This is a genomic window from Kitasatospora sp. MAA4 (assembly GCF_029893355.1).
GTDB lineage: Bacteria > Actinomycetota > Actinomycetes > Streptomycetales > Streptomycetaceae > Kitasatospora.
Map to the genome: position 1 here is coordinate 173,263 of NZ_JARZAI010000014.1, position 12,260 is coordinate 185,522.

The following is a 12,260-nucleotide window of genomic DNA, read 5'->3' on the forward strand; positions in this document are numbered from 1 at the left end:
CATCGGATCTGTTGAGTAGACGTCGTCAATTGAAGACTTCTTCATCCGGATCGGACGGCCGGGCGGCGTACCCTTCGGCGCACCGGGGCCCGCGAAGGACCCCCACCGGACGGACGGAGTGATCACGCATGACGGGCGCGGTGACGTGGCGGGTACGGCCGGCCGAGCCGCGGGCGGTGGTGCTCCTGCTGCACGGCGGCCAGGTGGAGAGCACCGCCCCGGCCCGGCCCTGGCACCTCGCGGTGGTGCGGATGCGCGGGTTCGTGCGGCCGGTGGCGCGCGAGACGGCCGGCCGGGCGGTCGCGGTGGGCCTGCTGCGCTACCGGTACCGGGGCTGGAACGGCGACCGGGCGCACGCCGCCCGTGACGTGCTGGCGGCGCTGGACGAGGTGGCGGCCGCCTACGGCCCGGTGCCCGTGGTGCTGGTCGGGCACTCGATGGGCGGGCGGGCCGCGCTGCGGGCCGCCGGGCACCCGAACGTCACCGGTGTCGTCGCGCTCGCCCCCTGGTGCCCGCCCGAGGACCCCTGCGAGCAGCTGGCCGGACGCCGACTGGTGGCTCTGCACGGCGACCGGGACACGGTGACCGACCCCGCCGAGACCCGGCTGCTGGCCGCCCGGGCCCGGGCGGCGGGGGCGTCGGTGGCCGGGATCGAGGTGGCCGGGGCCGGCCACGGGATGCTGCGGCGCTCCGCCGACTGGCACCGCTCCGCCGCTCGGCTGGCGGCCGCCCTGCTGGGTCTGCGCGAGCCGCCGGAGCAGGTCGCGCAGGCGCTGGCGCTGGGCGGGGGCGAGGCCGGGGGCCTGCGGCTGCCGCTGCCCACCGTCGAGCAGTGGCCACCGATCCGGGAAGCCCGCGAACGGCTGCGGCCGCCCCCGGCCCGGGAGGGGCGGAGACGGCCGCAGCGCTGGGTCAGGCGTTGACGCAGGTGTTCCCGAAGGCCGGGTTCGCGATGCCGACCAGGTTGATGCTGTTGCCGCAGATGTTGATCGGGATGTGGATCGGGATCTGGATCAGATTGCCCGACAGCACACCGGGCGAGCCGATCGCCGCGCCGTTGGCGGTGGCGTCTGCGCTGGCAACACCGGCGCCGCCGAGGACGAGCGCACCAGCGGCGCAGGCGAGCACAACGGCCCTGCGGAAGTCCTTCATGGGTCTTCTCCATTCCTTGCGGGATCGAACAGGGTCATGCGAGAACACATTCGTCCGGATATAGCCGAACGTGTTCCCATACTTACTCTTCGTCCTCGGAAGTGCCCTGGGCGGTTACGCCACCCGCTATTCACCCGGTCGGCTGATCCGATCGTCGAGCAGATTGCGCTCGGCGGCGGTGCGCTGCGCCGCGCGGGTGAGCGGCCTCGCTCGTCCGGTCGCGTCGGCTTGACCAGCAATGCTGACGCCGTTTCACTTCAGCGTGGCTGCCGACCCTCTGCCACCGGACGGCCCTTCGTGTACGTACCCGATCTGTGCCCGTCCCGCTCGTAGGACCGAGCGCGAGGCTCGGGGCCTCCCCGTTCACCGAGTCGGAGGAAAACGACCCATGTCCCTGGATACCCCTGTGCCCGAAACCGCCGCCGAGGCGGGCCTGTCCCGGCGCGGCCTGATCAGAAACGCCACCGCGATCGGCGCGGTCGGCCTCACCGCCGGCCTGCTCTCCGGGCTGGGCACCGGCAGCGCGGCGGCCGACCCCGCCGACCCGGGCGAGCAGGCGGCCGACCCGGACGCGGCGGCCGCGGCGGACGCCGCCGATCCCGAGACGTCGACGGAGCAGACGCCGACCGTGGTGCACCTGCGCAACGCCCGCACCGGCGAACTGGACGTCTTCCACGGCCAGAGCCACCGCCGGGTCCAGGACCGCGAGTTGGCCGACGCGCTGCTGCGCACCCTGGGCTGACCCGCACTTCCCGGTCGGCACCGCGCCGGAGCCGGCCGGGTCCCCCCGTCCCAACCCCCTTGTCCCAGCACCCCTGTGAGGCCACCTTGTCGTCCCACCGCGAAGCTCCCGAGATCTCCAAGGACCCGGTGGCGGACAGCACCGACGTCTACGCCTTCGTCAGCCCCGACGCCTGCGAAACCGTCACGCTGATCGCCAACTACCTGCCGCTGCAAGGCGCGGCGGGCGGTCCGAACTTCTACGAGTTCGGCGACGACGTGCTCTACGAGATCCACATCGACAACGACGGCGACGGCCGGCCGGACATCACCTACCAGTTCCGCTTCGAGGTCGAGCTGTCCAACCCGGACACCTTCCTCTACAACACCGGCCAGATCCTCTCGCTGGACTCCGCCAACTGGAACCGCAAGCAGTTCTACACGGTGACCAAGGTCGAGGCGGGCGGCCGGGAGACCGTGCTCGGCCGCCACCTGGCCTGCCCGCCGTGCAACATCGGCCCGCTCTCCACCCCCGACTACCCCTCGCTGGCGTCCGCCGCCGTGCACTCCCTGGACGGCGGCCGCAAGGTCTTCGCCGGCCAGCGGGCCGAGGGCTTCTACGTGGACCTCGGGTCGATCTTCGATCTGGGCAACCTGCGGCCCTTCCAGAACCTGCACAGCCTGAACGTCTTCAGCAGCCCCGCCCCCGGCGTCAACACCACCGCCGACCTGAACGTGCACAGCATCTCGCTGCAGGTCCCGATCACCGAGCTGACCCGCGGCGGCTGGCAGCCCGGCGACCCGGGCGACCCGCGTGCCGTGATCGGGGTGTGGACCTCGGCCAGCCGCCGACAGGCCCGGATCCGCAGCGCGGAGAGCCGGCACGTCGAGTCCGGCCCCTTCGTCCAGGTCTCCCGGCTCGGCAACCCGCTCTTCAACGAGGTGCTGGTGCCGATGAGCCGCAAGGACGAGTGGAACTCCGTGCCGCCGTCCGACGACAAGAACTTCGCCCAGTACGTGGCGATGCCCGAGCTGGCGAAGCTGCTGCCGGCGCTCTACCCCGGCGTCTTCCCGAACCTGGCGGCCTACACCAAGCCGCGCGCCGACCTGCTGGCCATCCTGCTGACCGGCATCCCGACCGGCGTGGTGCCCGGCTTCCAGAACTTCACCGGCAGCACCGAGGCCGACATGCTGCGGCTCAACGTGGCCGTGCCGCCTGCCGCCAACCCCAACATCCTGGGCCTGGTGGGCGGTGACGCGGCCGGCTTCCCGAACGGCCGCCGGGTCTTCGACGACGTGGTGACCGTGGAGCTGCGGGCCATCGCCGGCCTCACCCTGCCGCTGGTGGACAAGACGTTCACCCCGGACGCCGCCGCGGGCGAGATCACCGACGGCCTCACCCCCGCCGACGTCAAGAACCCCTACCTGACCACCTTCCCCTACCTCGGTGTCCCGTACGACGGGTACAACAACCCGCCCAAGACCCCGTCCTGATGGAGGCCTCCATGCACACCCACGCGCCGCTGCCGCCGCCCTCGCGGGAGGGCAGCGTCGTCCTGGAGATCGGCGGGGACCAGGGCGCGGTCATCATCCACACCGGCCCGGCCGAGGACGGCCTGGAGATCGAGGTCGGCCCGCTCGACCCGACCGCCCGGCGCACCCACGCCGCGGTCCGGCCGCGCCACCTGGGCGGCCGGACGGTGCACTGCGCGGTGATCAGCCCGCTGCCGGCCGGCGAGTACGTCGTCTGGCGCGACCCGCTCACCCCGGCCGGCCGGCTCACCGTGCACGGCGGCGGAGTGAGCGAGTACCACTGGCAGTAGCTGTCTGGTGGTGGCTAGTCGGCCGGCAGCTCGGTGTGCACGGCGAAGCCGCGGTCCGCGGTGGGACCGGCGCCGAACGAGCCGCCGAGCAGCTGCGCCCGCTCGCGCAGGCCGACCAGCCCGTGCCCGCCGCCCGGCAGCGGCGCGGGATGGCCGGCCGCCCGGGCGGGCGCCGGCCCGTTGTGGACGTCCACCAGCAGCCGGCTGCCGCGGGCGGTCACCCGGACCCGGACGGCCGAGCCCGGTGCGTGCTTGCTGATGTTGGTCAGCGCCTCCTGCACCGTCCGGTAGGCCGCCCGCTGGACGGCTTCGGGCCAGTTCCGCTCGCCCGGGTGCAGCTCGGCGGCGGCGGACAGCCCGCTCTCGCCGATCAGCCGGGGCAGGTCGGACAGCTGCGGCTGGGGGGCGGGCGGCACGCTCCCCGGGTGCAGGTCGGTACCGCCGGCCGCGCGCAGCACCCCGACCATCTGCCGCAGCTCCTGAAGGGTGCGCACCGACAGCTCGCGGATGGTCGCGGCGGTCCGCTCGGCGCACGGGTCGGTGGTGGACACCTGCAGGCCGCCGGCCTGCACGCTGATCAGGCTCACCTGGTGCGAGACCACGTCGTGCATCTCACGGGCGAGCCGGGCCCGTTCGGTGGCCAGCACCCGTTCGGCCAGCAGCCGGGCCTCGCGCTCCTGCCCGCGGGTCAGTTCCTCGAGACGCTCGGTCAGCTCGCGCCGGGTGCGGGCCAGCAGGCCCAGCGCGACCGGGGCGATGCCCAGCAGCAGCGACTGGATCATCGCCAGGCCGTTGGACTGGTTGAGCGCCAGCGGGTCGATCGAGGAGTTCTGCTCGGAGACCGACCAGGTGAAGTAGTCGGCCAGCGCGAAGCCGGTCGCGCAGAGCACCGTCACCGGCAGCCGCCGCCGCGCGGCGGCCACCGAGTAGACGGCGGTCATCGGCGCCAGCCAGCTCTCGGTGAAGAAGGTGCCGGGCAGCGCGAGCAGCACCGAGACCACCGGGTAGCGGGTGCGCAGCAGCAGGCCCAGCACGGCGACGCCGTTCAGGGCGTTCTTCCACCAGACGGTGTCCCGGTCCAGCAGCCAGGTCTCCAGCAGCGCCAGCAGGACGGGCAGCAGCAGCACCACCCACGGCCTGGCCAGCAGACGGGCGGCGGCCGACCGCCGATCGGCTCTCACTGCTGCTTTGGCGCCCGGACCAGCGCGGCCCGGTGCGCGATCACCGCGGCCTGCACCCGGTTCGCCGCGCCCAGCTTGCCCAGGATCGCGCTGATGTGGTCCTTGACCGTGCCGGTCCCCAGGAAGAGCCGGTCGGCGATCTCGGCGTTGGCCAGGCCCTCGCCGAGCAGCGCCAGCACGTCCAGCTCGCGCCCGGTCAGCGAGCGGACCATGGCGAGCGCCGCCGCGTCCGGTCCGCCGCCGTCCACATAGCCGCCGATGACCGTGCGGGTGACCGCCGGGGAGAGCATGCTGCCGCCCGCGGCCAGGATCCGCACCGCGTGGACCAGCTGGTCGGGCGCGGTGTCCTTGAGCAGGAAGCCCGCCGCGCCGGCCCGCAGCGCGGTGCCGATGTACTCGTCGGTGTCGAAGGTGGTGAGCATCGAGACGGCCGGCGGGTCGGGCAGTGCGCGCAGCCGGCGCAGCACCGAGATGCCGTCCAGGTCGGGCATCCGGATGTCCAGCAGCACCACGTGGGGCTTCAGCCTGGTGACGTACGCCTCGGCGTCGGCACCCGAGCACCCGCCGACCATCTCCAGGTCGGAGGCCGAGCCCACGATCAGCCCAAGGCCCGAGCGGACGAGCAGCTCGTCGTCCACGATCAGCACACGGATGGCTGTCACGTTCCCTCCTCATCTCTCAGCAAGGACGAGCCTAGGGCGTCCGGCGACCTCACCCCCGCCGATCGGCGGGGTGGGAATCAGCAGCCCGGTTCACGCGAATCTCTTCCGGGGTGAGCCACGATGGAGGACGCCCCTGAGGCACAAGCGGATGCGTCCCTGCACCTGATCGTTTGGAATTGAGCTGTGTCCACCACCACGAAGCAGCCGTCCGCGGCTGCCGCGGCCGCGCCCCGGCCCGGGTTGCTCGCGCGCATGCGGCCCCGCGCCGCCGCCGCGACGGTCTGGTACCTGCGGCTCGTCGCCCTGCTCAACCTGGTGGCCGTCCTGCTGGTGCCGTTCCGCAACACGGTGCGCCACCACTCCGAGGGCGACTTCTTCACGCCCTACCTGGTGACGGCCGGCCTGGCCACGATGGTGCTGTCGCTCTTCCTGGCGGTCGCCATGCGGCGGCGCAAGCGGGCGGCCTGGATCTTCAACATCGCGCTGGGCGGCCTCACCTTCCTGATCTACGTACTGGCGCTCGCCTGGCCGGGCGAGAACCACTTCCGCGACCACGGCTTCAACTACTTCTCGGCGGTGCTCACCGGGCTCCTGGTGCTGGCGCTGCTGGTGGGCCGCAAGGAGTTCGTCTCCAAGGGCGACCGGTCCAACCCCAAGATGGCGGTGGCCACCTTCATCGGCGGGCTGCTGGTGGGCGGGGCGATCGGCGCGCTGCTGGTCACCCTCAACAACTCGCTGCCGGGCGCGGGTCTGGGCGACCGCTTCGGCTACGCGCTGGCCCGGATGATCACCATCGAGCCCACCGAGCACGTGCAGGACGTCATCGACGTCCCGACCTGGGTGAACGCCTTCATCAACGCGATGAGCGCGGTGCTCTTCCTCCTCGTGCTCTACGTCGCCTTCCGCAGCCCGCGCGACAAGGAGCTGCTGAACCCGGACGACGAGCAGCAGCTGCGCGAGCTGCTCGCCAAGCAGGGCGGGCGCGACTCGCTGGGCTACTTCGCGCTGCGCCGCGACAAGGCGGTGATCTTCTCGCCGACCGGCAAGGCCGCGGTCACCTACCGGGTGGTCGGCGGCGTCTCGCTCGCCTCGGGCGACCCGATCGGCGACCCGGAGGCCTGGCCGGGCGCGATCGAGCTGTGGCTGGCCGAGGCCCGCGAGCACGCCTGGGCGCCGGCCGTGATGGGCGCCTCCGAGGAGGCCGGGGTGATCTACGCCCGGCACGGCCTGGACGCGTTGGAGCTGGGCGACGAGGCGATCGTCGAGCTGGACGAGTTCTCCCTGGAGGGCCGGGCCATGCGCGTGGTCCGGCAGGCGTACAACCGGGTGAAGCGGGCCGGCTACACGATCCGGATCCGCCGGCACGAGGACATCCCCGAGGAGGAGATGGCCGAGCTGCTGACCAAGGCCGACCGCTGGCGGGACGGGCAGACCGAGCGCGGCTTCTCGATGGCGCTCGGCCGACTCGGCGACCCGGCGGACGGCCGCTGCGTGATGCTGGAGTGCCACGACGCCGAGGGTGAGCTGCGGGCCGTGCTCAGTTTCGTCCCGTGGGGCGACAAGGGCCTCTCGCTGGATCTGATGCGCCGCGACCGGGAAACCGAGAACGGCCTGATGGAGTTCATGGTGATCGAACTCCTGGAACAGGCGAAGGAGATCCAGCTCGAACGGGTTTCGCTGAACTTCGCGATGTTCCGCTCGGTGTTCGAGCGCGGTTCGCGACTCGGAGCCGGACCGGTGCTGCGGCTCTGGCGCGCGGTCCTCGGCTTCTTCTCGCGCTGGTGGCAGATCGAGTCGCTCTACCGCGCCAACGCCAAGTACCGGCCGATCTGGGAGCCCCGCTACCTGCTCTTCGAGAAGAGCAGCGAGATCCCGCGGATCGGCATCGCCAGCGCCCGCGCCGAGGGGTTCATCACCGCACCGAGCCTGCCCGCCCTGTTCCGTCGTCGGCATGTCCGGGTGGCCTCCGTGCCGTCGGCTCCGAAACTGCCGACGGCGGAACGTGGAGGGAAGGGGTAGTCCCTCCGCCGGGGGGCGGAGGGGACCCAAGGACTCATCCCGCGGGGGGAATGCAGGGCGACTTGAAACTCGCTTTATCCCCCGCGGAGATGAGCGGAAAATCAGTCTGTGGACCGAGCGAAATCGTTTTGCTCGTGCCTACGCTGGACGAACAAGCCGACCGGGTATGTATCGGGGAACCCGGGCGGACAGGGCTGCGGGGACACAGTGTCGGCAGCGGACATGGAGAGGTAGCCGTGAACCAGAGGACCCACGCGGGGGACGAGCGACGAGGGCGGGTATCGCCGATCAGGCGGGCCGTCGTCGCCGAGTGGGGAACGCTGTACGTGACGGTCCGGGACCAGCTGGCGCGCAGGCGTCTGGCCGCCATCCCGCTCGCGACGATCGCGACGTTCCTGATCCTCCTGTTCAGCGTCGTCCAGCACCTGCCGGGCGGCGAGCGGCTGGTGACCCACCTGGGGGTGGTGAAGGCCGCGCTGCCGCTCGACGTCTCGCTGCTGCGCACGCCGCTCTCGCTCTACGTGCCCGCCCTGGACCTGCCGGTCTGGGGGGCGCTGGCCCAGGTGCTGCTGGTCTTCGGGATCGCCGAGATCGTGCTCGGCCGACGGATGACCCTGCTGATCGCCTACGCCTGCACGCTGGCGGGCACGTTCTTCGCCCGGATGGGTGTCGCGATCGGCCCGGACCATCTGCTGGGCCTGCCCGAGAAGGTCGCCCAGTACCGGGACACCGGCCCGTCCGCGGCCGTGGTCGCGCTGGCGGTCTGCGTCGCGTGGAAGTGCCGTGCCTGGTTCACCATGGGCGCGGTGCTGGTGACCATGGTCGGCGAGGCCGTGCTGCTGCCGAACCTGGCCGGCCTGGAGCACGTCGTGGCGCTGGCCACGGCGGTGCTGATCGCCGCCTCGGCGGAGGTCTTCGGCAGCTACTGGCCGCGGGTGCTGACCGGGGTCGGCGCCGCCGCCCTGGTCACCGGGGACAGCCGGCGGCCGTCCGGCGCCGTGCTCTGAGTCCACCTGGCGCCCACCTGCTGCTGCCCCGCCGCTGATGCTTCTCAGCGGCGGGGCAGCACGTTTCAGCGGCGGGGCAGCGGCAGTTCGAACCAGACGACCTTGCCCACCGCCTTGCGGGCGGTGCCCCAGCGCTCGGCCAGCTTGCTCACCAGGTTGAGGCCGCGCCCGTGCTCGTCCAGCGACTCGGCGGGCTCCAGTGAGGGGAGGTTGTGGTTGTCGTCGCTGACCTCCACCAGCAGCTTGTCGACCCGGATCAGCTGGAGCTGCACGTAGTCCCTGGCTACCCGGACGGCGTTCGTGACCAGCTCGCTGACCAGCAGCTCGGTGGTGTCGCTGAGCCCGTCCAGCTGCCAGGCGGCCAGCTGGTCGCGGACCAGCTGGCGGGCCCGGCGCACCTCGGAGCGGTCCACCGCCAGCTTCCAGGTGGCGACCTCGGTCTCGGCCACGCCGTCGAAGCGGGCCACCAGCAGGGCCACGTCGTCCTTGCGGTCCTCCGTGTGCAGCCGCTCCAGGACGGTGTCGCAGGCCTCCTCGGGAGTCTGCTTGGGGTCGATCAGGTTCCCGCAGAGCGCCGCCAGCCCTGCTCCTATGTCGCCGCCGCGCACCTCGACCAGGCCGTCGGTGCACATCACCAGCATCGAGCCGTCCACCACGTCGATCTTCTTGGCCACGAACGGGACGCCGCCGACCCCGATGGGCGCGCCGGCCGGGATCTCCAGCAGTTCGCCGGTGCCGTCCGGGTGCACCAGGACGGGCGGCACATGGCCGGCGCTGGCCAGCTCGCAGGTGCGGTTGATCGGGTCGTAGACCGCGTAGAGGCAGGTGGCCAGATGCTCGTCGCCGAGTTTCTGGGCCAGGTTGTCCAGGTGGCGCAGCAGCTGGCCGGGCGGCAGGTCGAGCGCCGCCAGGGTCTGCATCGCGGTACGGAAGCGGCCCATCGCGGCGGCCGAGTGCAGGCCGTGGCCCATCACGTCGCCGACCACCAGGGCCACCCGGCTGCCGGGCAGCTGGATCGCGTCGAACCAGTCGCCGCCGACCTGGGCCCGGCGGTCGCCCGGCATGTAGCGGTGCGCGATCTGCACCCCGGGGATCCGCGGCGGGCTGGTCGGGATCATCGAGCGTTGCAGGGTGGTGGCGACCTTCGCCTCGGCCCGGTGCAGCCGGGCGTTGTCCAGGGAGAGCGCGGCGCGGGCGGCGAGCTCCAGCAGCGTCGCGGCGTCGCCCTCGTCGAACGGCGCGCGGCCCGGCAGTCGCAGCAGTTTCAGGGTGCCCAGCACGGTGCCGCGCGCGGAGAGCGGCAGCACCAGCATCGAGCGGCCGCAGACCACCGGCACCAGGCTCGGGCCGCCGAGCGCGGCCGCGTAGTCGCCGGCCAGGTCCTCGGTCACCACCGCGACCAGCACCGCCTGGTTGCGCTGCAGCGCCATCCCCGGCGGGGTGCTGCGCGGCATCGCCAGGAGGGCGCCCTCCTTCAGCACGTGGTCCCAGGTGCCCGGGGACTCGTGGAAGCTGGCGGCGACCCGGCGCAGCATGGTGTCGTCGTCCGGCTGCTCCTCGGGCAGTTCGGCGTCCGAGATCAGCCGGTCGAGCAGGTCCACGCAGGCGAAGTCGGCCACCCGCGGGACCAGTACCTCGCACAGTTCGCGCGCGGTGGCGTCCAGGTCCAGCGTGGTGCCGACCTTGCCACCGACCTCGTTCAGCAGGGCCAGCTGCTCTCCGGCCTGACCGGTCGTCAGCATCGGGAGCAGCTGGTCGGCGCGTGAGGCGCGCGAGGCGTGCGGGATGCGCGGGGTGCCCGCAGTGCGCGGGCGGCTGCCGTTGGCCAGCGCGCCCGCGCTCTGATCGGGCGTCACGGGCTGATCGTTCGTCAGGGTGGCCCCCGGGGTCGACGCGGATCCCGGACCGGCCGGGCGCGGGCCGGGCCGGGCGGGAGGGACGGGAGGAGCGGTTGGGGCAGTAGCAGCCTGCGGTGCGGGGAAGATGACGGGTGCGTCGTTGCGAGGCTCTGGCACCGTCCGCAGGCCTCTGCCGCCGCCGGCCGGGGCGCGGGCCGGGGTCACCGGCCCCGGTACCCGGGGCAGATCGAGGGGTGCGTCCGATGTGGAGTTTGGGTGGTCCGCCATGGGATTCGCGTCGCTCCCGCCTGGCCGGCCCGATGGTCGGCCTTCACCTGCGCGGCTTCAGGCATTCGTGCTGTACCGCTCCCAGCGAAGCATGTTGTGGCCCTCCAGCGAAGCACGGAGCAGGCCGTGACCGGAACCGAAACGCAGGTATTCGTCAGTATCAGTTGCGTGTCACCCAGCGTGCGCCGTCCCGCACGCCCTGTCCACAGTTTTGTTGGCCTGATTTCGTCCTTGCCACGGCCCCCGGCCGGTGGGCGCGGCCCGGGTAGGGTGGCGGAGCCCGGGACGGATGCGTGGGATCCCGGCCCGGACGAGTGGATGAGCGAGGCGACAGGTGACCGCGGAGAGCCCCGTCCGGTGGACCGACCCCGAGCGGCAGCAGCTCGAGGAGCGGGTCGCCGCCACCGAGATCGCCTGGTTGACCCTTGAGGTCGACGTGGAGACGCTGCGGGTCGAGATCGACAACTTCGCGCTGATCCACCACGAGCGCCTCGGCCCGCTCTACGCCCGGCTGGACGAGCTGGAGGCGCTGGTCGCGGAGGCCCTGGCGGCTCGCACCGGCGCTCCCGAGGACGTCCGCCGCGCGGCCGAGGCCCGCCGGGTGGTCGACGAGCTGCCGGACCTGGACGCGCTGTTCGACAGCGTCCGGGCCGCCGAGGACTCCCTGTACGAGTCGCTGCACGAGACGCCGCCGCAGCCCGCCGAGCCGACCCGCCGGGTCCGCCCCGGCAAGGACGCCCAGCGGCTCTACCGCGACCTGGCCCGGCGTGCGCACCCCGACCTGAGCACCGACCCCGCCGAGCAGCACCGCCGCTCCGCCTTCATCGCCCGGGTCAACGAGGCGTACGCGCGCGGGGCCGCCGAGGAGCTCGAAGCGCTGGCCGAGGAGTGGTCCACCGCGCCCGAGACGGCCCCCGACCTCCGGGCACCCGACCGGGGCGAGTGGCTGCGGCAGCGGTTGGAGTGGCTGACCGGCAAGATCACCGAGCTGGCCACCGAGCAGGTCCGGCTGGAGGGCACCGCGATGGGTTCGCTGCTCCGGCTCAGCCCGCAGGACCCCGACCGGCTGCTGGAGGAGCTGGCCGAGCAGCTGCTGGCCAGGGCCGCCGAGCAGCAGGCCGAGCTGGCGCGGCTGCTCGGGGCCCCGCAGACGGAATCGGCCTCGGGCGTGGCCGAACCAGTGGACAATAGGCATATCCCTTCGCAGACCCAGGAGAGCCCGAGGATGTTCGCGCAGATCCCCACCACCGCGGCCGCAGCCGTTCCCGCCGAGGCCGTCCTGGTCGACGTCCGTGAGCAGGACGAGTGGGACGCCGGCCACGTCGAGGGCGCCCTGCACATCCCGATCGGGGAGTTCACCGCCCGCATCGACGAGGTGCCGGACGCCCCGCTGTACGTGCTCTGCCGGGTCGGCGGGCGCTCGGCGCAGGTCGTGCAGTACCTGGTCGCCCAGGGCCGCGAGGCCTTCAACGTGGACGGCGGGATGTTCGCCTGGGAGGCCGCCGGGCGTCCGATGGTGAGCAGCTCGGGCGCCGGCGCCTTCGTGCTCTGACGCACCCGGGCCGCGCTC

11 protein-coding genes are annotated in these 12,260 nt (G+C 72.7%); 7 read left to right on the plus strand and 4 right to left on the minus strand.

Annotation, left to right across the window (positions count from 1 at the left end):
• Positions 1-128: 128 nt before the first annotated feature.
• Positions 129-923 (plus strand): alpha/beta fold hydrolase, encoded by a 795-nt coding sequence (locus tag P3T37_RS20355; RefSeq protein ID WP_280725161.1) that lies wholly within the window; start codon positions 129-131, stop codon positions 921-923.
• Here the strand turns inward: P3T37_RS20355 and P3T37_RS20360 are convergent.
• Complete coding sequence (locus P3T37_RS20360; protein ID WP_280725162.1) at positions 913-1,152, minus strand: chaplin; 240 nt, start codon at positions 1,150-1,152, stop codon at positions 913-915. The two genes, P3T37_RS20355 and P3T37_RS20360, sit on opposite strands and share 11 nt — an antisense overlap.
• A gap of 388 nt (positions 1,153-1,540) precedes the next feature.
• Between P3T37_RS20360 and P3T37_RS20365 the strand changes: the two genes are divergently transcribed.
• The 3 genes from P3T37_RS20365 (at position 1,541) to P3T37_RS20375 (ending at position 3,695) form a co-directional block, all read left to right on the plus strand.
• Complete coding sequence (locus P3T37_RS20365; protein ID WP_280725163.1) at positions 1,541-1,894, plus strand: hypothetical protein; 354 nt, start codon at positions 1,541-1,543, stop codon at positions 1,892-1,894.
• A gap of 86 nt (positions 1,895-1,980) precedes the next feature.
• Complete coding sequence (locus tag P3T37_RS20370) at positions 1,981-3,366, plus strand: DUF4331 domain-containing protein (protein ID WP_280725164.1); 1,386 nt, start codon at positions 1,981-1,983, stop codon at positions 3,364-3,366.
• Positions 3,367-3,377: 11 nt separating this feature from the next.
• Positions 3,378-3,695, plus strand: a complete 318-nt coding sequence (locus P3T37_RS20375) for a hypothetical protein (RefSeq protein ID WP_280725165.1) — start codon at positions 3,378-3,380, stop codon at positions 3,693-3,695.
• 14 nt (positions 3,696-3,709) lie between these two features.
• Here P3T37_RS20375 and P3T37_RS20380 read toward each other — a convergent pair whose 3' ends face one another.
• Positions 3,710-4,876 (minus strand): histidine kinase, encoded by a 1,167-nt coding sequence (locus P3T37_RS20380; RefSeq protein WP_280725166.1) that lies wholly within the window; start codon positions 4,874-4,876, stop codon positions 3,710-3,712.
• Complete coding sequence (locus P3T37_RS20385) at positions 4,873-5,538, minus strand: response regulator transcription factor (RefSeq protein ID WP_280725167.1); 666 nt, start codon at positions 5,536-5,538, stop codon at positions 4,873-4,875. The genes P3T37_RS20380 and P3T37_RS20385 overlap by 4 nt, the downstream gene beginning before the upstream one ends.
• 252 nt (positions 5,539-5,790) lie before the next feature.
• Between P3T37_RS20385 and P3T37_RS20390 the strand changes: the two genes are divergently transcribed.
• Positions 5,791-7,557: a phosphatidylglycerol lysyltransferase domain-containing protein gene (locus P3T37_RS20390; protein WP_280725209.1), complete on the plus strand. Its 1,767-nt coding sequence runs from the start codon at positions 5,791-5,793 to the stop codon at positions 7,555-7,557.
• Positions 7,558-7,793: 236 nt separating this feature from the next.
• Positions 7,794-8,564 (plus strand): hypothetical protein, encoded by a 771-nt coding sequence (locus P3T37_RS20395; protein WP_280725168.1) that lies wholly within the window; start codon positions 7,794-7,796, stop codon positions 8,562-8,564.
• A 65-nt stretch (positions 8,565-8,629) separates the two neighbouring features.
• Here P3T37_RS20395 and P3T37_RS20400 read toward each other — a convergent pair whose 3' ends face one another.
• Positions 8,630-10,420 carry a serine/threonine-protein phosphatase gene (locus P3T37_RS20400; protein ID WP_280725169.1) on the minus strand — a complete coding sequence of 597 codons (1,791 nt, stop codon included), beginning with the start codon at positions 10,418-10,420 and terminating at the stop codon, positions 8,630-8,632.
• Positions 10,421-11,024: 604 nt separating this feature from the next.
• On the opposite strand from P3T37_RS20400, the gene P3T37_RS20405 reads away from it, so the two are divergent.
• Positions 11,025-12,242, plus strand: a complete 1,218-nt coding sequence (locus tag P3T37_RS20405) for a rhodanese-like domain-containing protein (RefSeq protein WP_280725170.1) — start codon at positions 11,025-11,027, stop codon at positions 12,240-12,242.
• The last annotated feature ends 18 nt before the right edge of the window (positions 12,243-12,260 follow it).